Origin of the sequence: Halomonas sp. ISL-56 (assembly GCF_018612805.1) — a bacterium.
Taxonomy (GTDB): Bacteria; Pseudomonadota; Gammaproteobacteria; order Pseudomonadales; family Halomonadaceae; genus Vreelandella.
This window is the reverse complement of record NZ_JAGGRO010000031.1, coordinates 75,887-96,740: the sequence shown is the minus strand read 5'-3', so window position 1 is coordinate 96,740 and position 20,854 is coordinate 75,887. Positions and strand designations below refer to the sequence as shown.

Here is a 20,854-nt window from a genome sequence, read left to right as displayed (position 1 = left end):
GAGAGTGGCGTGTAGGGCAGCGTTACATTTTTCTAAGCCGCCTGCTCGGCGGTGAACCCAGGCCACGGCCCCCACGGACAGCGCTATACTTTCTAAGCCGCCTGCTCGGCGGTGAACGAAGATCGAGGCGTGGTGGCGGATGATAAGCATTTCTAAGCCGCCTGCTCGGCGGTGAACTTGTGCGAGAGAACAATCAGACCTACCGGCTATTTCTAAGCCGCCTGCTCGGCGGTGAACCCCAGGTCGGCACCGGCGCGGGGAACGTAATCTTTCTAAGCCGCCTGCTCGGCGGTGAACCCAGCGCAGCGCGCACCTGCTCGGGAGTAGATTTTCTAAGCCGCCTGCTCGGCGGTGAACGTCATAGCCTGCCAGTGTCAGACCCAACACTTTTTCTAAGCCGCCTGCTCGGCGGTGAACTCTTCCGGGTCTTCTTCCTCGGCTGCCGGTACTTTCTAAGCCGCCTGCTCGGCGGTGAACTAGAGATTTAACCCTGTCTTTCTTAATAATATCAGATGTTTGCAGTTTTAAAGAGCAAAAGACCCTTTTTTCTGTACATGCTCTAAGTAATTGTTTTGTATAGATGAGTAGAGGTCTGTGAAAAAAAGGGTCAAATTGACTAGCTGATGTCTGGTAAGGGTATTGGGCTTGTCGTTGTTGAAAGTCCCCAGGAGTCTGGGTGTGCCTCATTATTTTCAGACATGCCGTCCGAATGGGGTTTTACTTCCCAGTAAAGCCGAAACCGACCTCCATTGCTGTTGCTCTGCATTTGAAAGAAGGAGAGCTCATTTGCGTTGGCCTCTTGAACGCGCTTGAGCCGAACCGACCGGCCTGGTATGCGCTCTGAACGGCGTGCCGGAATACGGAATCGCTGATAGATGCTCCACGACCCATCGTAATCTTCCGGCACTGCCCGGGGGTAATGAATAACAGCCTGCTCTGTCAGTGCTTTTGCATCACGGATAGCGTCAATCAGTGTGTCGAGTTCATCACGGGTAGAGGCAAAGACGCGCAATACGGAATGTGGCGGGCGTTTTTGGCTGGGCATCGCCAGGGCATAGCGCCCTGGATGCTGGCGAAAGGCCCCATGCATAACACGGGCGATTGCTGAGGCGGCCATGGGGCGTGGGAGGGGTGTTGAGCCCACCTCGATATCACAGAACCAGTTAGGCTGCATGGGCTTACTCCTTGGATCCTGAATACACGCCGCCACGCATCAGTGCAGAGACCATAAACATGCCATCGTCACTGTTGGGGTCGAGCTCATCTAATCGAAGGGCAATTTTGAACGCAGAGGCTGCGCCTTCACGAAAGAAGCGCTGGGCGCCGAGATTAGCGCCGTTGGGTTCAACGGCGATGGGTTGGCCGTGATCGGCAAAAGAGGGATACCACGTATCAAAAGTACGCAGTGCATTACTGACTTTCTGGTCACGTAAAGCGGCTTGGCCCATCACACGGATATCCAGATCATCGGCGTTGCTAGAGCGCTTACGGCTTTCGCCGCTGCGTACATAGTAGAGGGGGCGGGCAAAGCCTGCCGGCTTGCGCTCAACGTAGTTTTGGGAAGGAAATACTTCTAGGGCACCGCTAATACCGAAGTCAATCCGTGCTTCGACGGTTAATCGTGAGGAGGATTCACCCGTTATACTCTGTGCAATCAGCCTGCCGAGCATCGTCTCGTCGTCGGTATAGTCATTGAAATGGATGATGGGGACGTTGAGTGCCTGAAACGAGGCGCAGCTTTCACCATCTTTCATTACAGTCACTTCAATGCTTTCGGCCAGTTGGCGGTTGCGCCATAACCAACGGCCATTGGCGATATTGCGAGCAAAACGGCGGCCTATCTCCTGCAGGCCATCAGAGGTTTTGGCACGTTCGATAAAGTCCTGTAATGCTAAGCGGTAGGCAGCAACATCATCCTTTCCGCCTTTGCTGCTGGCACAGGCAAAGAGTACATCCTTGAGATCAAGGAAGCTGATACCAAAGCTCACCACCATGCCTTGCGCTTCGGGGTCAAGTTTGGCCGTTTCGGTTTGTTGGATATTGGAGACTTCGGTAAATTTTTCGGCAATGTTCTGAGTGCCCCGAATACCATGGCGAGTCACTTCGACAGGCGAGCGCTGGCTTCCCTTTAATTGATTTTCAAAGACGGCATCGGTAATCATCAGGCCGCGCGTGAGTGAGAGCACCCCAGGGAGTTTTTTAAAAGGCATCATTATTTCCTTCTGTTAATCACAGTTGAGACAGATTAATCGGTAGTGGTGGCGTGGCACTGCACGACAAACGTTTGTGAGTCGAGCCAGTGTTGCTGCCAGAAAGGCAGGTCGTCTCCCCATTCGCGTGCGGACACGTACTGAATAATGCCGATCAGTGGTTCTGCGTAAGCATGCAGGGAGTTCTCCAGCGTCCCGTCGAGTTGCTCTTTGAGTCGAACGCCTTCCCGCTCAACAAAGTCAGTGAGTGCCTGGTATCCCAGAACGGTGGGTACTACCCATGTATTGCTAATTTCGTGCAGGGGCTTGTTAGCGAGTGGAGGTGATTTTTGCCTAAGCTCCTTGGCTTGTTTTTCAGGAATGGCGCTGTGTTCTAGGGCGGTAAACATAGAACCGAGCGGGTCTTTTTCATCAATCAGCTCGGGGCGCTCAATCAACCAGAAACCGCTTTTACCTAGCTGTTGAAGCGCGTGATCTAGATCGTCGGTAAAAATAGGTTCCCGATAAGAAGTGATCTGACCACCAGCAAGTCGTCCTTTACGTAAGAAGGGCTCCAGGCTTTCTTGATCCGCAAGCCCCTCGAATTCAATAAGCAATGACAGCTCAAGGTTACAGCTAGCGGTGGGTTGAGCGGAAAGCGTTGGCCCTTGGCTGCCTTTGCCGACGTAGTCTTGTTCGTTGATCAGTAGGGCGCTGCGGCGCTGGTGCGGGAGGGCGTCGTAGGCAACATCTTCGAGTGCCTGATGTTCGCCATGGTGGTGGCGTATCGCGACGCCAAGCACTTCGCATTGCAGGTGACGAACAACGAGGTTGTGCACAAACTGAGTGATCGCCATGACCGGGCTGGCATTAACGATAAACCCGCAGGACAGTGCGTTAGCCGATTGTACTTTCAGGTGGGGGAGTAGCAGGAAGCTCATAGCAGTTGCTCCTCGACGCGCTTACTAATGCGATCTAGCCAGGTAGCATTAAAACTAAGGCGGCCTCGCTTAATTTCGTCCGAGTAGGTGTAGTCATCAATAGCTTGGGTGAGCTGGTTGGTCAGTTCCTGCCGCCAGTGACGATTTCTTGCATCAGGAGAGAGCAGACCTTGCTGAATAATCGGCAAGTGTGACCAGTCAATATCGCTGGGTTGGCCTGTCTCGCTACCTGCTTCGGGAGAGAGTATCTCCAAGGCTTCTTGGCTTGCCAACTCGGCACGTTGCAACAAGCTGTTGATGAGGCGTTTGACAAACTGGTCAATTAGTTCGCGGGTTTTTAAGTTGGATGGCAATTCACCGCCTTCGCGAAGCTTTATAGGCATGAGCGTGTCGCGCATCTCACGCATGATTATTGGGTTAAGCAGTGGCCAAACGCCACGATGGGCGGCTAGATATTGCTCCCGAACGCCTTTTCCAATACGTGGGGCGGAGAAAAAAAGTGGGTATTGGACAAAACCACGGTTGGGCAGTCGACCAATGTTTTGCGCATTATCGCCACCGAAGCCCAGATAGGCAGTACGCAATCGTCGGATGCCTGTCGGGTTGGGTTGTTGTTCCTGTCTCTCTTTGTGTTCACGCCAACGTTCGAGATTGGCGCGCGTTTGCTCACGTACAATGGCTGTCAGGCCGCTACTGGTGATGGGCGTAATCGTTACATAGTCGCCGTCATCGCAAGGTAGAAATAGTTGCCGTACTCGGGGTGAAACTTTTCCCATGCCGGTTTCAAACGCCACCTGGCTGGCTTCTTGGTGCATTTGTTTGACCGCCGTTACTTCTTCGGGATCAATAGCAGCAGGTAGGTCATTGGCTAAAATCTGTTCTACCTGCTTGGTGATAGTGGCCGCAGGCCCAGAGTTGGTGAGGTAATCCAAGGGTAGTGAGTGACCCGATGCGAGTACAGACGAGGCGCATACGTAGGGCTGCGAGCGAGCGTTGGCTTTGCTTAACCGGATGCCCACCGCTTTGGCATTGGAGTTGATGGTTTTGGTAGAAAAATGCACAAGGCGGAAGATAGCATCGCGGTACTGATCCTCGGTAAAGGGTTTCCACTCAGGTGCTTTGGAGGTTGTGGGCTTGGCCATAGGCTGGTCTCATTAGGAAATATGTTTTAAATTAGGATAAAACTAACAAGGAAGCAAAATATTAATCTCAATGCCGTCTTTACGGCTGCTGATATCTTCTTGGCGAGGGTGCTGGAAGCACCCGCGATGGAGCAAATCCGCCTGCTCGGCGGTGAAGGACGCTTTTTAGGATAAGACCAACAATTTCTAAACCAGCGTCGATTAAGCCTGCTGGTGAAGGGCGTCTTTGAAACAATACCAAAACGAACTATAGCAAAACGAATAAATTAGCGGGAGTTCCAGTGCCATTACCAAAGCGCAAAAGCACGCAAGCTAACAGTACGAGTAGGATGCAAGGCGATGTTTTTACTCTGGAATTGGCGCGCCTGATCGCCGGGGCAAGCGGTCAGGCGCATGATGTTGGCAAAGCGGGTAGTTACTTTGCTGAGAAACTGCAGCGGGCTGCAAACGGCTGCCGAGTTGAAGCGGATCCCGTGCGCCATGAATGGGTATCGATGAAGGTGCTGGAACGGATGCTTAAAGGTGCTTCTATGGAGGAGGCCCTGAGAGCCCTTACGGCCAGTAAGCTTGCCGAGAAGCCGCCTCTTCAACATGGCTTAGTCAGTGTCGCTGATGTTTTGCTCTATGTCTGCGTCACCCATCATCGGCTGCTTGGCCCTTCATTTAGCCGCACAACACGTTCTTTGGCTAGGCTGGATGCGACTCGCCACGTAACCGCTAACCTGGTCAACTTTACTTATCCTATTAGTCCCGATAAGACACTCAGCGATGAATTTGCGCAGGCGTTGACGCAGGCGCTTAAGGCGTTGTGTGCCAACGCTGACGCAGAGGAGCGTGCTGAGCCCTATTGGTATGGTCTTGCATGGCTGTCGCGCGTTGCACTGATTCTTGCCGATCAAGGCGTTTCGTCAATATTGATGGGTATTAGTGGCGATGAGGGGAAACGTCGTGCTATTCCTCCTGGCTCTTCCGGGCTTTATGCTAATACTTGGCCAAAAAATGCCGAAGCTCCAGCTCATGGTTTCAATCAACCTTTAGAACGTCATTTGACTGCCGTTGCGGAGAAGGCTGGCGAGATTGCCCGCAACATGCTGCAGATGTCATTGGCGGGGCTTAACCTTGAGCAGGTTCGTAGCATTCTTTTACCCGGGCGGGGGTTGTCTGCTGAGCGCTTTGCGTGGCAAGACGAAGCCGTTGAGGCAATACGACAGCGACGGCAAGCGACCAGTGCGCCGCTATTGCTTTTTAATGTCGCCAGCACGGGGGCGGGCAAGACGGTGATGAACGTGAAGGCAGCTTGTGCTGCCGCGCTAGGCAAGCCACGAATATCCTATGCGCTCAACCTGCGAACCTTGACCCTACAAACGGGGGATGCCTTGAAGAGAGACCTCGCGCTGGGGTGCGAGAGTGTTGCGACCGTGATCGGTGACCAAGTTACCGCGAGGTTGCATGAGTCGGAGCAAACCGCAGACGACTCTCAGCACTTTGCGGGCAACGAGGAAGATATTTTTGACGATATTGAGTTCAAAGTAGACGGCGGTTCGGAGCAGTTGCCTGACTGGCTGGCACCTATTACCGATAAGCGCCCCGAGTGGCGGCGTATCCTGGCGAGCCCTGTGCTGGTATCAACCGTCGATTTCCTGGTTCAGGCCGGAGAGCCGGGGCGACAGGGGCATCATGCGGCCGCCTTCCTACGTTTGATGCATAGTGACCTGATTCTTGATGAAGTCGATAGCTACGATACTGAGAGCTTGGTAGCTATTTTGCGGCTCATTCAGGTAGCGGCTCAACTGGGTCGCAACGTTATTTGTTCATCGGCAACACTGCCCTGGCCCATTGCACACGCCATTGCTGAGGCCTATCAAGCCGGGCATCGGGTGTGGGCAGAGTGCAACGATCCAAAGTCAGAACATGGCGTTGGGGTGCTTACCGATGCACTATCGACACACTGGCTTTCGCCTGGTGCGAACTTCCAAGATTTTTATCGGCGTACTCTAGATGAGCTGAGTGCCCAACCTGCCCCAACAACCAAGATTCCTGAACTCCAGCCAGTAAACCGACAACAAGGGTTTCCTGGTTTTATTGCTGCAATAGAAACGAGTGTTGAACGACTCCATTCCGCTCATCAGTGGGCGTTCAAGCAGAGCGATAAGAAGGTCTCTTTTGGCTTGGTTCGGGTGGCCAATATACAGACGGCTAACGAGGTGGCGGAAGCATTGCAACGTATGCCGGACACGTACGTGTGCTTGTATCATGCTCGGGACTTTGTGATGCAGCGGCATTTAAAAGAGAAAGCGTTGGATAACTTGCTGTGTCGGAAAGCAGGCAATCAGGCGATCGAACAAGACGCTGTTATCCAAGCTATCTGTAAACAAACGGAGGCTTGCTCATTACGTTTCGTGGTGGTCGCTACCCCAGTTGAGGAGGTAGGTCGAGACCATGATTTTGATTGGGCGATCATAGAGCCGTCGGGGTCACATTCGATTGTCCAGACCGCTGGGCGCGTCAATCGTCATCGTCGAACGTTAGTCAGCCAGCCCAATATAGCGGTACTGCAATACAACATGCGGGCGATTAGCCATCAAGAGGGAGTGGTATTTACTCGCCCAGGCCCGGAAGGCGCTAAAAGCTTTCGGAAACGGCCTGATATAAAAGACGCCTATCCCGATTTGGGCTTGCTTTTAAATTGGCAAAAGCTTGGGCAGCTCACTGCGGGGATGGCCTTTGATACAGAGCATCCGCTGGTGGAGGGTGAACAATATCTCCAGCAAGAGGTGCTTAGGGAACCTTTGAAGGTTCTTAGGCGTGATAAAGGCTATGAAAGTGTTTGGATGACCAGCCTTTTTTATGGCAAGTATCCTCTGCGTGGTGGCCAAGATGATCAGTTGGAAGACTGGCGCGTATTGCCTCGGGAGGGCGGTGGAATGCAATGGGAGCAGCTTGTAAGGGATGGCTTTACTATTCGCTATATGCCAAAAAATCCGCGGCGTTCCGATATGCGAGAATCCAGCTGGCTTTCCTGGCGCATTGAGCAGTTATGGGAGGCGTGTGAAGAAGCCGGTATTGTCGTTGAAGATGGAATGACTATCAAAATTCGAGCGGCGGTTAAGCAGCGTTAAAATGCAGTAGTACTATTAAGAAATACCGCCCATGGCTCCCCGCCGCGCTTTTGCCTACAATAGCTGCCTTTACGCACGCGCATTGGCGCGTTGCTTTTATTGTTTTCAGGCCAAGGGACAGGATTCATGCTCGATCCGAAACTGCTACGCGGTGATCTTGACACGGTTGCTCATCAACTGGCCCGCCGGGGCTTTGTGCTTGATAAAGCGGGACTGCAGGCGCTGGAGTCGCGTCGCCGTGAGCTGCAAACGCAAACCGAGCAGCTGCAAAATGAGCGCAATATGCGCTCCAAAGCGATTGGTAAGGCCAAGGCGAACGGTGAAGATATTCAGCCGCTGCTGGACGAAGTCAGCGATTTAGGCGACCGCCTGGATAAAGCCAAGAAAGAACTGGCCGAGGTTCAGGAAGAGTGGGACGACGCCATCAGCGGTATTCCCAACCTGCCCCACGAGAGCGTGCCGGAAGGCAAAAGTGAAGACGATAACGTTGAACTGCACCGCTGGGGCACGCCGCGGGCGTTTGATTTCACGGTGTTGGATCACGTTGATTTGGGCAAGAAGTCGGGTTATCTCGATTTTGAGCTGGCGGCTAAAATCACCGGCGCGCGCTTTGCGGTCATGCGCGGGCCGATTGCGCGCCTGCACCGGGCGTTGGCGCAGTTTATGCTGGATACCCAAACCGAGCAGCACGGCTACGAAGAGTGCTATGTACCGTATATGGTCAACCGTGAGTCGCTAATGGGCACCGGTCAGCTACCGAAGTTTGGTGAAGATCTGTTCAAGTTGGACGATGAGCGCGAATACCACCTGATTCCCACTTCCGAAGTGCCGCTGACCAACTTTGTGCGCGATGAAATCGTCGACCAGGCAGCGCTGCCGATGAAGCTTACCGCCCATACGCCGTGCTTCCGCTCTGAAGCGGGTTCACACGGGCGCGATACCCGCGGCATGATCCGTCAGCACCAGTTCGATAAAGTCGAAATGGTTCAGATCGTCGAACCGGAGAAGAGCTATTCAGCGTTGGAAGAGATGCGCGGTCATGCGGAGGCGATCCTGCAGGCGCTGGATCTGCCGTATCGAGTGGTAACGCTCTGCACTGGAGATATGGGTTTTGGGGCGACGAAAACTTACGATTTGGAAGTGTGGCTGCCCAGCCAGGAAACCTATCGTGAGATCTCTTCAGTCTCTAACTGCGAAGATTTTCAGGCCCGGCGCATGCAGGCACGCTATCGCCATCCGGATGCTAAAAAGCCGCAGTTGCTGCATACCTTGAACGGTTCAGGGCTGGCGGTCGGTCGTTGCCTGCTGGCGGTGCTTGAGAACCACCAGCAGGCGGATGGCTCGGTAACTATTCCTGAGCCGCTACGTCGCTACCTGGGTGGCGTGGAGCGTCTGGCCCTTTAAGCGCCCATTCAACGCTAACCCCGGCATCTATGCGAATGGTGCCGGGGCTGTAATCACTGGCGGCACCCGATTGATTGGCAGCAGAATCGCTTTCTGCCCGCATCGCCATCATGCGTGGTTGGAAAATAGGTGATTGGGTCTCTTCAATGCGCTGCACATGGCCCAGCTCGGCATCTAAACTGTCGGCCATTAAGTTGGCTTTGTGCTGTGCTTTCTCAAGTGCTTTAACCAGTGCCTCGTCGGTGGCGGCGTCACGGTCTTGCAGGTCAAATTGAACACCGTCCAGTGAGTTAACACCGGCGGCTATTAGCGCGTCTAATACTTCGCTTAGCTGATCAAGGTCGGTGAGTTCGACGGTGATTGGGCGCTCAAGGCGAGTGCGTTGAAGGGTTTCATGCTCTCCGTCGTCGTTGCGTGGTCCTTGAACATGTTCAGGATAGACATTCAGCGAGCCCGCATTAATCGCGCTGCGTTTAAGGCCGGTGGCTTCCATCTGTGCGATTAATTCGCTGGCGCGGGTCTCTAAACGCTCGCGGGCATCGCTAAGTGCGCTACTATCGCTCTCTTCCAAGGTGGAAAGGGCGGGAGTGTTCTCCCATAGTCGCGCATTTAAAGTGGCTTTGTCAGGCTCTACCTCCACCCATGACTGCGCTTGAACATGTAGGCTGGGCTGTGGTGGCGGTGAAGCGTGTGCTAAGGGCGCGCTAAGGAGTGCCAACAGGGCACTGCCAAGCAGACCGTAGCCTAAAAATTGAGAGCGCAGCCGCTGAGAGATAGGTGATATTGCTTTCATAGATGGCTTCCTTAATGAGCGGACAATCGTGCCGCTAGGTTAATACCCGATTTTAAAAAGCGGTTTCAAGAAGTTAGGGCAGACGAAGTTTGGAAGCCTAGAGGAAGAGAAAGTTCAGCACGGAAGAGTGGACGTAAAACAGTTGCTTATTATTTGCACGGTTTGTGCAATATGCCGAATACAGCCATTATATATGGACAACAAACTAGGGATAGGTTATGTCGAAATTGTCGGATGAAAATTACCGCAGCGTTCCGCTCCATGCCACCTTGGCCCTCGCCGCGCTGGTAGTGATTATTGCGGGCATGAAGGTAGGCGCGGACTTATTGGTGCCACTGTTACTGGCGATTTTTATCGCAGTAGTGTGCACCTCACCTGTGCAGTGGCTAAATCGGTGTGGCCTGAGCATGAGGGTATCGGCATTCCTGACCTTAATGGTGTTGCTAGGTTTTATATCGCTGATTGGCCTGTTGGTGGTCAATAGTTTCAGTACCTTTGTAACTGCCTTGCCCGATATTGAGTCGCGGCTTTACGAACAGTATTGGAATTTGCTTAATGCACTGTCTTCGCGGGGGCTGGCGATTAATCCTGATCAGATCAACTCGCTTTTCGAAGGGGAGGACGAAGGCTCCTGGATGCCCGCGCTATTGAGCCAGCTTGGCAACCTCTTCATGCAGAGCATTATTGTTGGGCTGCTGGTCATCTTCATGTTGTTTGAAACACTCAATGTGCGTGACAAGGTCTCTCGAGCATTGGAAAACCCTGCACCCAGCTTGAAACGCTTTAGCGAATTTAGTTTAACGTTGAAGCGTTATTTGGCCGTGAAAACAGCTATTAGCCTTGTTACGGGAATATTGGTTTGGCTCTCTTGCCTGATTATTGGCGTAGAGTTTGCGTTGCTGTGGGGGGTGTTAGCGTTTGCGCTAAATTTTATTCCCAATATTGGCTCAGCGCTGGCAGCGATACCGCCGGTACTGTTGTTACTGATTGCGCCGGATGGTGGCGCATTTCAGGCGATGCTGTTGGCTTCCGCCTATCTGGTGATCAACTTTTTGCTTGGAAATTTGATTGAGCCACGGGTAATGGGGCAGGCGCTTGGGCTATCTACCTTTGTGGCGTTTTTATCACTAGTGGTATGGGGGTGGATCTTTGGGGCGGCGGGGATGCTGCTTTCAGTGATGCTGACAATGACGCTGAAAATAGCCTTGGATAGTCACCCAGAAACGCGTTGGATCGCGCGGCTGTTAGGGCCGGGAAAGCGTCGCGTTAAAGATGGTCACGCAAGTGATGCTAGTCTGCCGCCGTGGAAGCGCTAAAGTGAAGGTGGCTGAAGTTCAGATAGCTGAAAGTTAAGGTAAAGAGTTGTGAAAAGACTACCGCCGACAGTGTCGGCGGTAGTTGTATTTGCTAGCTGCATTCATCAAGCATTTTGTTCGATGAACTGCGTCAGTTGTGATTTAGACTGCGCGCCAACCAGTGAAGCGACTTTGGTACCGGACTTAAACAGCATGACGGTAGGTACACCGCGCACGCCCTGTTCGGCAGCAATTTCAGGTGCGTCGTCGACATTGACGCTAACGACTTTCAGGCTATCTTGACGCTCGGAAGCCACTTCATCAACGACAGGGGCCATCACTTTGCACGGGCCACACCACGGCGCCCAGAATTTCATTAGCACAGGCTGGTCAGCGTTGAGGACTTCTTGCTCAAAATTGGCGTTGGTGACATCAACATTATTAGCCATTTGCTTCTCCGTTTGCGTTGCTCTTACTGTTTCGTTGCCTCAAATGGAGCAACGGTCATTACGCGATCAATTGGCGCTCGTTCACCACGCCTCATGTCTATCGCGATAAGCGTGGGCAGATGTTAGCGGGCGCGGAGGTTGCTGGCAAATTTCCTGCATAGTGAGTTAACTAAATAGCAGAAATTAATGAGTGCTGGTAGGGCATTTTTTTTATAATATAAAGATATTATTATGATGTTTTTTATTCTATATGGTGCTGTAGAGTGTCGAATCGACAGCGCAACCTCCCAGACGCGATGAATAGCAGCGCTTGGGGTGTTGATTGAATGGGCTGACAAGGTTTTTTGAAAGGGTTTGTTGATAGGGTGTGTTGATAAGGTTTGTTGATAAAGTTTATCGAATGAGCTTGTTGATAGAGCTAGTTGATAGAGCTTGTGGAAAGAGTTTGTCGATAGGTACGGCCTACATAGATCTGTTTAGAGAATAAATAAGGTGAGGATATGAAGCTACAGCAGCTACGCTATATCTGGGAAGTCAATCGACATAACCTAAACGTCTCAGCCACAGCGCAAAGTCTATTTACCTCACAGCCAGGGATTTCCAAGCAGATACGTTTGTTGGAAGATGAACTTGGCGTCGAGATTTTTGCCCGCAGCGGTAAGCACCTGACTCGGGTTACGCCGGCCGGGCAGTCGATTATCGACCTGGCCGGGCAGGTGTTGCGTCTGACAGAAAACATCAAGCAGGTGTCTCAGGAGCATAGCGATGAGCGCCGCGGTAGCCTGGCCATTGCCACAACTCATACCCAGGCTCGCTACGCGCTGCCACCCATTATCAGCGAATTTACTCTGAAATATCCGGATGTGGCCCTGCATATGCAGCAGGGTACGCCCAAGCAGATCGCGCAGATGGTCAGCGAAGGGCAAGCCGATTTCGCCATCGCGACCGAGTCGTTAGAACTGTTTACCGATTTAGTGCTGCTGCCGTGCTATCGCTGGAACCGCTGTGTACTGGTGCCTAAGGGGCATCCTTTGGCGACGCATAACGGCCCGCTAACCTTAGAAGCGCTCGCTGAACACCCGTTGGTGACCTATGTGTTTGGATTTACTGGCCGCTCGCAGTTAGACGACGCTTTTAAGGCCAAAGGCCTAACGCCCAATGTGGTGCTGACTGCCGCTGATGCTGACGTGATCAAAACCTACGTACGGTTGGGCATGGGAGTTGGCATTGTGGCGCATATGGCCGTGGATGAGGCGCTTGATAATGATTTGGTAGCGCTCGATGCTAGCCATTTATTTGCGAGTTCCACCACCAAGATTGGTATTCGTCGTGGCACTTTTATGCGCGGCTATATGTATGATTTCTTGGAGCGTTTTGCGCCTCACTTAACCCGTGACCGGGTAGAGGAAGCGCTAATGGCAGGCCCGCGTCACGAACAGACGCTGTTCGATGGCTTAGACCTGCCCGAATATTAAGTGGCGGGGTTAATGCTGTAAATGCAATCCGCACTCGCGCTTCTCTTCCACTTTGGTGGGGTCGAAGTAGTCGAAGTTGTTGGGCAGATTATGAGCCTGTAGGTACTGGTACATATCTTTAGCACTCCACTGCAGCAGCGGAGCCACTTTCAATAGGCCATCGCTGTTGCGGCTAACCGGCTGCATTTTGGCCCGCTCAGGGGTGTCTTCAGCGCGCAGCGCGGTAAACCATACGTCGGGCTGCATTTCACGCAGCGCGCGTTCAAAAGGCTCAATTTTGACTTCCTGAGTAAAGGCCGCGTGGCGTGGGTCGTCGATACCGGGCATAGGGCCTTCCAACGCTTCACGGTGGGCGCGGGTGCGCTGGGGAATAAAGCTCACCAGATTGAGATTGAGCTGTTTAATGACCTCGTCAGCAAACTGATAGGTCGCCTCAGTATTGTAGCCGCTGTCCATCCAGACAATGGGAATATCCGGGCGCACCTGGGTGACCATATGCAAAATCACTGCCTCAAAGGGTCGAAAGTTGGTGGTGCAAATAGGCCGCGCGCCCTGGGCCAGCGCCCACTCGACTAATCCTTGGGGGTTATTTGCGAAATCTCTGTTAATCGCTGCAAGCTCTGAGGACATGCTGCCTCCTAATCGGGAATTAAATATCGAGAATTAAATATCGAAAGTTAAATAATGCTGACTAGGCTACCAAACAGGAGGCAGCGAACCCCAATACCGTTTAGTTTGGCTTTTATATTCCTTTTTGATATAGAGCTCGCGCTGCTTATTCCAAAGCGCCAATTAGGTGACGGATTTTATCCAGCGTCTCGGTGTACTCTTCCTCCGCCTGGGAGTCTGCTACTAAGCCTCCGCCGCCCCATACATGCACTCTTCCTGCCTCGGCCACCATAGTACGAATAGCGATGGAGGTGTCCATGCTGCCGCGTACATCCACATAGCCTAAGCTGCCGCAGTAAACGCTGCGCTGGCAGGGCTCCAGCTCCTCAATGATCTGCATCGCGCGAATTTTGGGTGCGCCGGTAATTGAGCCGCCGGGAAAGGCCGCCTTAAGCAGTGCCAGTGGTGTGTAGTGGCTGGCCAGCGTTCCCTGCACCACGCTAACCAAGTGGTGCACGTTAGGGTAGCTCTCCAAGCGACATAGTTGCGGAACGCGAATGGAGCCTGGCTGACAGACACGGCCCAGGTCATTGCGCAGTAGGTCGACAATCATCACATTCTCAGCGCGATCTTTAGTGCTGCTCATTAACTGTTCAGCCAGCGCCTGATCTTCTTCAAGCGTCGTGCCTCGCGGGCGGGTACCTTTTATCGGCCGTGTTTCGACCTCGCCGTTGCGGCACTGAATAAACCGCTCGGGCGAAAGTGACAGTACGGCCTTATCGCCCCAGGCCATAAAACCTGAATAGGGCGTGGGGGTTGCTTTGCGTAACTGTAGGTATGCCTGCCACTCATCCCCTTGGTAATCGGCATAAAAGCGCTGAGCCAAATTGATTTGGTAGCAGTCACCCGCCCGAATATAGCGCTGCACGGCGTTAAAGCGCTCGACGTACTCGGCATGGCTAAGTTCTGCTTTGAAGGCATCAGTTACTGCGAATGGGCTGGGCGGCACTGGCGTCTGGGTAAGCCAGCTCTCCACTTGCTCACGACGCTGCGAGGTGGCGATTAACCACGCCTGCTGAGCCATGTGATCCAGTGTGATGCACCAGTCGTAAAGCCCTAAACGGGCTTGGGGTAGTGTGACTGGGCTCGTCTGACCGCTTGGGATGGATAAGGTTTTACGACCAAGATCGTAGCCCCAGTAACCTATTAGGCCGCCTAGGAAAGGGAGTTCGCTGATTTTATCAGGGATATCCAGTTGATCCAGTAGCCACTGCTGAAGGGCAAAGGCATCGTTGACCAAATGCGCCGGCGGGCTAAGCTGATCCGACGCGATACTCGCTTCGCCATAATGACCAACTTCCAGCGTAGCAAGCGGGTCGCTACTGATGATATCAAATCGACCGGTGGCGACAGGGCGACCACTATCGAGTAGCACCGCGCCGGGCCTGGCACGCAGGCAGGCGAATATCCCCAATGGGTCGGGTGAATAGGGCAGGGCAGTTATCGTCAACGCCTTGATCATTAAGCAAACGCCTGGCCAGTTAGGGCGGGCCATTTTAGAGTGGCGTAGACGATGACACCAGCACAGGGCTTCGACGCCTTTCTCACGTTCGACCTTATGCACTCCCATCTCGCAGAGCGCTAACGCTATTTGCCAGTAGCGCAATTCATATAACGAATGACCAATAATAGTTTGATTGTTGACAGGCCGTGTTTTGTTGTCACTGTCCGTACAACGAAAGGCGTATAAAATCGGCTAACATGGCTAGTTGACGGTTTAATTATCACGCGCTAGAGTCTGTTTACTTTTCAATTGTCGACAATTTCCCATGGATACACTCGCTACAAGCTCACTATCTCGCTCACTGAAAGCCGCTGAAGTGGCATCCGACAGCGATGAGTCTGAAGACGCAATTTCTGCAATCTCGGCTTCTGAAGCAACCGTGCCTGAGGTTCGCACGCTCGCCGAGCGGGTATTTCATCAGCTACAGGATGCCATTGTGCGCGGCGAGCTTGCGCCCGGCAGTAAAATCACCGAGCCAGGGCTATCTAAAACCTACGGTATCTCTCGTGGGCCGTTGCGCGAGGCGATGCGGCGTTTGGAAGCCCACCGCCTGATTGAGCGCGTTCCTCATGTGGGCGCACGGGTGGTTAAGCTTTCGATGAAAGAGCTTCTAGAGCTGTTTGACCTGCGTGAAGCCCTTGAAAGCATGGCGGCGCGTCTGGCCGCTGAGCATATGTCACCGGAAGAGGTTCAGGGCTTGCGAGATGTGCTGGCGCTGCACGAAGGCCAGGCGGATTTAAAGCGTGGTGAAGCTTACTACCAACGCGAAGGTGATCTCGATTTTCACTACTGCATCGTCCAGGGCAGCCATAACAAAATGCTCATGAACCTACTCTGCGACGATCTTTACTACCTTGTGCGCCTTTACCGCACTCAGTTTAGTGCCAGTGGTACGCGGCCCCAGCGCGCTTTTGTGGAGCACCACCGCATTGTGGATGCCATAGAAGCGGGCGATGCGGAGCTGGCCGAGCTGCTAATGCGCCGCCATGTCAGCGCCTCCCGCACCAATGTGGCAGATCGTTACGCCGCGGCCCTGGAACAGTCAGCCGCTAAATCGCAAAGCTAAAGCATAATTAAAATCAGCAACAGGAGAAACGCCCCATGTCCCAGATGACTCCCGGCGCCCGCTTTCGGGCCGCGCTTGAGGCTAACCGCCCGCTGCCAATCCTAGGCACCATTAATGCCTATACAGCGCTGATGGCCGACAAGGTTGGTCACCAAGCCATTTACCTGTCAGGTGGCGGTGTCGCCAACGCCTCGTTCGGCTTGCCGGATCTGGGCATGACGACCATGAATGACGTGGTGGAGGACGCCCACCGTATCTGTGGCGCTACCGAGTTACCGCTGCTGGTGGATATCGATACCGGCTGGGGCGGCGCCTTCAATATTGCCCGCACTGTGAAAGAGATGCAGCGCGCTGGTGTGGCGGCGATTCATATGGAAGACCAGGTGGCTCAAAAGCGCTGTGGTCACCGCCCGAATAAAGCGATTGTTTCCCAGCAAGAAATGGTCGACCGCATTAAAGCTGCCGCAGACGCCAAGATCGACCCCGACTTCTATCTGATTGCCCGCACCGATGCGTTTCAAAAAGAGGGTCTTGACGCCGCCATTGAGCGCGCCAACGCCTGTGTGGAAGCGGGTGCAGATGCCATCTTCGCTGAAGCGGTGCACACCCTGGATGATTACAAGGCTTTCTGCCAGCGGGTCAACGCACCGATTCTAGCCAATATCACCGAATTTGGCGCAACACCGCTGTTTACTCAAACGGAGCTTGGCGACGTTGGCTGCCGTATGGTGCTTTACCCGCTATCTGCGTTCCGCGCCATGAACGCTGCAGCCCTGCAGGTCTATCAAAGCATCCTCGACAACGGCCACCAAAAGGAGGTTGTGCCGTTAATGCAAACCCGCGACGAGCTCTACGACTTTCTCAATTACCACGACTTTGAGCAGAAGCTGGATGCACTGTTTGCTGAAAAAGGTGACGAGCAATAAGCCAAGCGCCAGCTTAACGAACAATCATATTTGAACAACACAATTTAAAATAAAAGTAGTAATAGGAGACACACCATGGCTGATAAACCCGTGACAGGTGCAGGACTACGTGGCCAGAGCGCCGGTTCCACCGCGCTGTGTACGGTAGGTAAAACAGGTTCAGGCCTGACCTACCGTGGCTTTGATATCAAAGAGCTCGCTGAAAAAGCCAAATTTGAAGAGGTCGCTTACCTGCTATTGAAGGGCAAGCTTCCCAACCAGGCTGAACTGGATCACTACATCGCCAAGCTGAAAAGCCTACGTGGGCTGCCCGAGGCGCTGAAAACAGTGCTTGAGCAGATTCCCAAAGACGCTCACCCGATGGATGTGATGCGCACCGGCACCTCAATGCTGGGTAATCTGGAAACTGAGGAGAACTTCGACCAGCAGCAGGACGTTGCCGACCGCCTTCTGGCGGTGCTGCCCTCGATTATCTGTTACTGGTACCGCTTCTCTCACGACGGCGTTCGCATTGACACCGAAACGGATGATGACTCGGTCGGCGGCCATTTCCTTAATATGCTACGCGGTGAGCCCGCCTCCGAGCTGCATGCGCGGGTCATGAACGTATCGCTGATTCTTTACGCCGAGCACGAGTTTAACGCCTCTACCTTTACCGCCAGGGTCTGTGCCTCAACGCTTTCCGATATGCACTCCTGTGTCACCGGGGCGATTGGTTCGCTGCGTGGGCCACTGCACGGCGGCGCTAACGAGGCAGCCATGGCGATGATCGAGGACTGGCAGTCGCCGGAAGAAGCGGAAAGTAAGATCATGGGCATGTTGGAGCGCAAAGATAAAATCATGGGCTTCGGGCATGCGATCTATCGCGAGTCCGATCCGCGCAACGCGATTATCAAAGAGTGGTCTAAAAAGTTGGCTGACGATGTCGGCGACAAAGTGCTCTACCCGGTTTCCGAGCGGGTTGAAGACGTCATGTGGCGCGAGAAAAAGCTGTTCTGTAACGCCGACTTCTTCCACGCTAGCGCTTATCACTTTATGGACATTCCCACCAAACTGTTCACGCCGATTTTTGTGATGTCGCGGCTCACCGGCTGGGCGGCTCACGTGTTTGAGCAGCGTGCCAATAACCGCATTATTCGCCCCAGCGCCGACTACACCGGCCCCGAGAAGAGCGAGTGGGTGCCGATAGAAGCGCGAGACTGATTCGCGTGCTGTCCGGTGGCTTGGCCGCCGGGCTTTTTTCAGTCCCTTCTTGTGAGTCTTCCTGCTATGAATACCCAATACCGTAAACCGCTGCCTGGCACTGAGCTTGAGTTTTTTGATGCTCGTGAGGCAGTGGAAGATATCCAGCCCGGTGCCTATGCAAAGTTGCCCTATACCTCCCGCGTGCTGGCGGAACAGCTGGTGCGCCGCTGCGACCCTGAACTGCTTACCGATGCGCTAAAACAACTGATCGAGCGTAAGAGTGACCTGGATTTCCCCTGGTATCCTGCGCGCGTCGTTTGCCACGACATCCTGGGTCAAACTGCGCTGGTGGATCTGGCCGGGCTGCGTGACGCCATTGCCGAAAAGGGTGGCGACCCTGCCAAGGTTAATCCCGTCGTGCCGACCCAACTGATTGTCGACCACTCGCTGGCGGTGGAGCACGCTGGATCGGAAGAGGGCGCCTTTGAGAAAAACCGCGCCATTGAAGATCGCCGCAACGATGATCGCTTCCACTTTATCAACTGGACGAAGACGGCATTTGAGAACGTCGATGTGATTCCCCCCGGCAATGGCATCATGCACCAGATCAATCTAGAGAAGATGTCGCCAGTGGTGCAAAACCGCGACGGCATTGCCTACCCGGATACCTGTGTGGGAACCGATAGCCACACGCCGATGGTCGATGCTCTCGGGGTGATTTCGGTGGGCGTAGGCGGGCTTGAAGCCGAAAGCGTGATGCTGGGTCGCGCTTCCATGATGCGCTTGCCGGATATTGTCGGTGTGGAGCTGACCGGCAAATTGCAGCCCGGTATTACCGGCACCGACATGGTGCTGGCAATTACCGAGTTTTTGCGTAAAGAGCGGGTAGTCGGTGCCTATCTTGAGTTTTACGGCGAAGGCGCCGATGCGCTGACGGTGGGTGACCGCGCCACGATCTCCAATATGACCCCGGAGTACGGCGCCACGGCGGCGATGTTCTACATCGACGGCCAAACTATCGACTATCTGAAGCTCACCGGTCGCGAAGATGAACAGGTAGCGCTGGTGGAAACTTATGCCAAGCAGACGGGCCTATGGGCTGACAGCTTGACCGAAGTGACCTACGAACGAGTGCTGGCCTTTGATCTTTCATCGGTAACGCGCACCCTGGCAGGGCCTTCTAATCCCCACGCCCACCTGCCCACCTCAGAGCTTGCCCAGCGTGGCATTGCCGTGGGTCTGGAGGCGGCGCAGGCGGAAGAGAAAGCGGGTAAAATGCCCGATGGTGCGGTGATCATCGCCGCTATCACCAGCTGCACCAATACTTCTAACCCCCGCAATATGGTGGCCGCCGGGCTGATCGCCCGTAACGCCAACCGCCTTGGCTTGCTGCGTAAGCCGTGGGTAAAGTCGTCGCTGGCGCCGGGCTCGAAAACCGTCAAGATGTACCTGGAAGAAGCCGGTTTGATGAGCGAACTGGAGAATCTCGGCTTCGGGGTAGTGGCCTACGCCTGCACCACCTGTAACGGGATGTCCGGGGCGCTGGATCCTAAAATCCAGCAGGAGATTATCGAGCGTGATCTCTACGCTACGGCGGTGCTTTCCGGCAACCGCAATTTTGACGGTCGTATCCATCCCCATGCCCAGCAGGCTTTTTTAGCGTCACCGCCGCTGGTGGTCGCTTACGCTATTGCTGGAACGATTCGCTTCGATATCGAAAAAGACGTCCTGGGTGTGGATCAGGCGGGGAGCCCCGTCACTTTGAAAGATATCTGGCCAGCGGATGAAGAGATCGATGCGATTGTCAAAGCGTCGGTGAAGCCGGAGCAGTTCCGCCAGACTTATATTCCCATGTTCGATCTGGACAAAAGCGCCCGCGCCCAGGTCAGCCCGCTTTATGACTGGCGGCCGCAAAGCACCTATATCCGCCGTCCGCCCTACTGGGAGGGCAATATGGCGAAAGTACGCACCCTTAAAGGCATGCGGCCGCTAGCGATTCTGCCGGACAATATCACTACCGATCACCTATCGCCCTCTAACGCGATTCAGTTGAACAGCGCGGCGGGTGAGTACCTGGATAAAATGGGCGTGCCGGAGGAGGACTTCAACTCCTACGCCACCCACCGGGGCGACCATCTCACTGCTCAGCGCGCGACCTTCGCCAATCCGAAGCTATTTAACGAGATGGTGCGCGACGCCGACGGCAACGTAAAACAGGGTTCGCTGGCGCGGGTAGAGCCGGAAGGCGAGGTCAAGCGCATGTGGGAAGCTATCGAAACCTACATGGCCCGCAAGCAGCCGCTGATTATTATTGCCGGAGCGGATTATGGTCAGGGTTCCTCACGTGATTGGGCGGCCAAAGGCGTGGCGCTGGCGGGCGTGGAGGCAATTGCCGCGGAAGGCTTTGAGCGTATTCACCGCACCAACCTGATTGGGATGGGAGTGATGCCGCTGGAGTTTGAGCCAGGTACCACGCGTATCACGCTAGGCTTAGACGGCACCGAAACCTTTGATGTGGAAGGCGCCGTTTCGCCCGGGGCAATGCTGACGCTGGTCATTTATCGCCAAAACGGTGAAGGCGAGCGCGTACCGGTGAAGTGCCGTTTGGATACCGCCGAGGAGGTGTCGATTTACACCGCTGGCGGCGTGCTGCAGCGCTTTGCCCAAGACTTTCTCGAATCCACCAGCGCTGCATAG

At 54.1% G+C, this 20,854-nt stretch carries 16 protein-coding genes and 1 CRISPR repeat array (1 of these 17 only partly in view); of the genes, 8 read left to right on the top strand and 8 right to left on the bottom strand.

Going from position 1 to position 20,854, the window contains the following annotated elements; genetic code table 11:
* Nucleotides 1-477: direct repeats of the CRISPR family, unit length 28 nt; unit sequence TTTCTAAGCCGCCTGCTCGGCGGTGAAC; it reaches 1,290 nt to the left of the window's first position.
* 139 nt (nt 478-616) lie between these two features.
* Genes J7J49_RS21605 through J7J49_RS21590 form a run of 4 tightly spaced genes read right to left on the bottom strand, consistent with a single transcriptional unit; the run spans nt 617 to nt 4,272 of the window.
* On the bottom strand, nt 617-1,174 hold the full coding sequence (locus tag J7J49_RS21605; RefSeq protein WP_215095588.1) for a type I-F CRISPR-associated endoribonuclease Cas6/Csy4: 558 nt from the start codon (nt 1,172-1,174) through the stop codon (nt 617-619).
* Between the two features lie 4 nt (nt 1,175-1,178).
* On the bottom strand, nt 1,179-2,210 hold the full coding sequence (csy3, locus tag J7J49_RS21600) for a type I-F CRISPR-associated protein Csy3 (protein ID WP_215095586.1): 1,032 nt from the start codon (nt 2,208-2,210) through the stop codon (nt 1,179-1,181).
* A gap of 35 nt (nt 2,211-2,245) precedes the next feature.
* Entirely contained in the window at nt 2,246-3,130 is an 885-nt protein-coding gene (locus J7J49_RS21595) for a type I-F CRISPR-associated protein Csy2 (protein WP_215095584.1), read from the bottom strand.
* Nucleotides 3,127-4,272: a type I-F CRISPR-associated protein Csy1 gene (locus J7J49_RS21590; RefSeq protein ID WP_215095582.1), complete on the bottom strand. Its 1,146-nt coding sequence runs from the start codon at nt 4,270-4,272 to the stop codon at nt 3,127-3,129. The genes J7J49_RS21595 and J7J49_RS21590 overlap by 4 nt, the downstream gene beginning before the upstream one ends.
* A 329-nt stretch (nt 4,273-4,601) precedes the next feature.
* Between J7J49_RS21590 and J7J49_RS21585 the strand changes: the two genes are divergently transcribed.
* Both J7J49_RS21585 and serS read left to right on the top strand, forming a co-directional pair.
* On the top strand, nt 4,602-7,391 hold the full coding sequence (locus J7J49_RS21585) for a P-loop NTPase family protein (protein WP_215095581.1): 2,790 nt from the start codon (nt 4,602-4,604) through the stop codon (nt 7,389-7,391).
* Nucleotides 7,392-7,517: 126 nt separating this feature from the next.
* Nucleotides 7,518-8,795: a serine--tRNA ligase gene (gene serS, locus J7J49_RS21580; protein WP_215095579.1), complete on the top strand. Its 1,278-nt coding sequence runs from the start codon at nt 7,518-7,520 to the stop codon at nt 8,793-8,795.
* Here serS and J7J49_RS21575 read toward each other — a convergent pair.
* Entirely contained in the window at nt 8,740-9,588 is an 849-nt protein-coding gene (locus J7J49_RS21575) for an SIMPL domain-containing protein (protein WP_215095577.1), read from the bottom strand. The two genes, serS and J7J49_RS21575, sit on opposite strands and share 56 nt — an antisense overlap.
* Nucleotides 9,589-9,806: 218 nt before the next feature.
* On the opposite strand from J7J49_RS21575, the gene J7J49_RS21570 reads away from it, so the two are divergent.
* Entirely contained in the window at nt 9,807-10,904 is a 1,098-nt protein-coding gene (locus tag J7J49_RS21570; RefSeq protein WP_215095575.1) for an AI-2E family transporter, read from the top strand.
* 104 nt (nt 10,905-11,008) lie between these two features.
* Here the strand turns inward: J7J49_RS21570 and trxA are convergent, their stop codons facing one another.
* A complete protein-coding gene (gene trxA / locus J7J49_RS21565; RefSeq protein WP_064233632.1) occupies nt 11,009-11,332 on the bottom strand; it encodes a thioredoxin in 324 nt (107 codons plus the stop codon).
* A 500-nt stretch (nt 11,333-11,832) separates the two neighbouring features.
* Here trxA and cysB point away from each other — a divergent pair, with 500 nt between their 5' ends.
* Nucleotides 11,833-12,807, top strand: a complete 975-nt coding sequence (cysB, locus tag J7J49_RS21560) for an HTH-type transcriptional regulator CysB (RefSeq protein WP_215095573.1) — start codon at nt 11,833-11,835, stop codon at nt 12,805-12,807.
* 9 nt (nt 12,808-12,816) lie between these two features.
* Here cysB and J7J49_RS21555 read toward each other — a convergent pair whose 3' ends face one another.
* Nucleotides 12,817-13,437, bottom strand: a complete 621-nt coding sequence (locus tag J7J49_RS21555) for a phosphoadenosine phosphosulfate reductase domain-containing protein (protein WP_215095571.1) — start codon at nt 13,435-13,437, stop codon at nt 12,817-12,819.
* A 145-nt stretch (nt 13,438-13,582) separates the two neighbouring features.
* Complete coding sequence (gene pabB / locus J7J49_RS21550; RefSeq protein WP_215095651.1) at nt 13,583-14,938, bottom strand: aminodeoxychorismate synthase component I; 1,356 nt, start codon at nt 14,936-14,938, stop codon at nt 13,583-13,585.
* 307 nt (nt 14,939-15,245) lie between these two features.
* On the opposite strand from pabB, the gene J7J49_RS21545 reads away from it, so the two are divergent.
* The 4 genes from J7J49_RS21545 to acnD all read left to right on the top strand — a co-directional run bounded on the left by J7J49_RS21545 (nt 15,246) and on the right by acnD (nt 20,854).
* On the top strand, nt 15,246-16,046 hold the full coding sequence (locus J7J49_RS21545; protein WP_240488181.1) for a GntR family transcriptional regulator: 801 nt from the start codon (nt 15,246-15,248) through the stop codon (nt 16,044-16,046).
* Between the two features lie 35 nt (nt 16,047-16,081).
* Nucleotides 16,082-16,972, top strand: a complete 891-nt coding sequence (gene prpB / locus J7J49_RS21540; protein WP_215095569.1) for a methylisocitrate lyase — start codon at nt 16,082-16,084, stop codon at nt 16,970-16,972.
* A 75-nt stretch (nt 16,973-17,047) separates the two neighbouring features.
* Nucleotides 17,048-18,175 carry a bifunctional 2-methylcitrate synthase/citrate synthase gene (gene prpC, locus J7J49_RS21535; protein WP_215095567.1) on the top strand — a complete coding sequence of 376 codons (1,128 nt, stop codon included), beginning with the start codon at nt 17,048-17,050 and terminating at the stop codon, nt 18,173-18,175.
* 66 nt (nt 18,176-18,241) lie between these two features.
* Entirely contained in the window at nt 18,242-20,854 is a 2,613-nt protein-coding gene (gene acnD / locus J7J49_RS21530) for a Fe/S-dependent 2-methylisocitrate dehydratase AcnD (RefSeq protein WP_215095565.1), read from the top strand.

Bases quoted from the DNA above. Each gene is read 5' to 3' on its own strand.
- J7J49_RS21605 (WP_215095588.1), bottom strand. From the start codon at position 1,174: ATGCAGCCTAACTGGTTCTGTGATATCGAGGTGGGCTCAACACCCCTC.
- csy3 (WP_215095586.1), bottom strand. From the start codon at position 2,210: ATGCCTTTTAAAAAACTCCCTGGGGTGCTCTCACTCACGCGCGGCCTG.
- J7J49_RS21595 (WP_215095584.1), bottom strand. From the start codon at position 3,130: ATGAGCTTCCTGCTACTCCCCCACCTGAAAGTACAATCGGCTAACGCA.
- J7J49_RS21590 (WP_215095582.1), bottom strand. From the start codon at position 4,272: ATGGCCAAGCCCACAACCTCCAAAGCACCTGAGTGGAAACCCTTTACC.
- J7J49_RS21585 (WP_215095581.1), top strand. From the start codon at position 4,602: ATGCAAGGCGATGTTTTTACTCTGGAATTGGCGCGCCTGATCGCCGGG.
- serS (WP_215095579.1), top strand. From the start codon at position 7,518: ATGCTCGATCCGAAACTGCTACGCGGTGATCTTGACACGGTTGCTCAT.
- J7J49_RS21575 (WP_215095577.1), bottom strand. From the start codon at position 9,588: ATGAAAGCAATATCACCTATCTCTCAGCGGCTGCGCTCTCAATTTTTA.
- J7J49_RS21570 (WP_215095575.1), top strand. From the start codon at position 9,807: ATGTCGAAATTGTCGGATGAAAATTACCGCAGCGTTCCGCTCCATGCC.
- trxA (WP_064233632.1), bottom strand. From the start codon at position 11,332: ATGGCTAATAATGTTGATGTCACCAACGCCAATTTTGAGCAAGAAGTC.
- cysB (WP_215095573.1), top strand. From the start codon at position 11,833: ATGAAGCTACAGCAGCTACGCTATATCTGGGAAGTCAATCGACATAAC.
- J7J49_RS21555 (WP_215095571.1), bottom strand. From the start codon at position 13,437: ATGTCCTCAGAGCTTGCAGCGATTAACAGAGATTTCGCAAATAACCCC.
- pabB (WP_215095651.1), bottom strand. From the start codon at position 14,938: ATGATCAAGGCGTTGACGATAACTGCCCTGCCCTATTCACCCGACCCA.
- J7J49_RS21545 (WP_240488181.1), top strand. From the start codon at position 15,246: ATGGATACACTCGCTACAAGCTCACTATCTCGCTCACTGAAAGCCGCT.
- prpB (WP_215095569.1), top strand. From the start codon at position 16,082: ATGTCCCAGATGACTCCCGGCGCCCGCTTTCGGGCCGCGCTTGAGGCT.
- prpC (WP_215095567.1), top strand. From the start codon at position 17,048: ATGGCTGATAAACCCGTGACAGGTGCAGGACTACGTGGCCAGAGCGCC.
- acnD (WP_215095565.1), top strand. From the start codon at position 18,242: ATGAATACCCAATACCGTAAACCGCTGCCTGGCACTGAGCTTGAGTTT.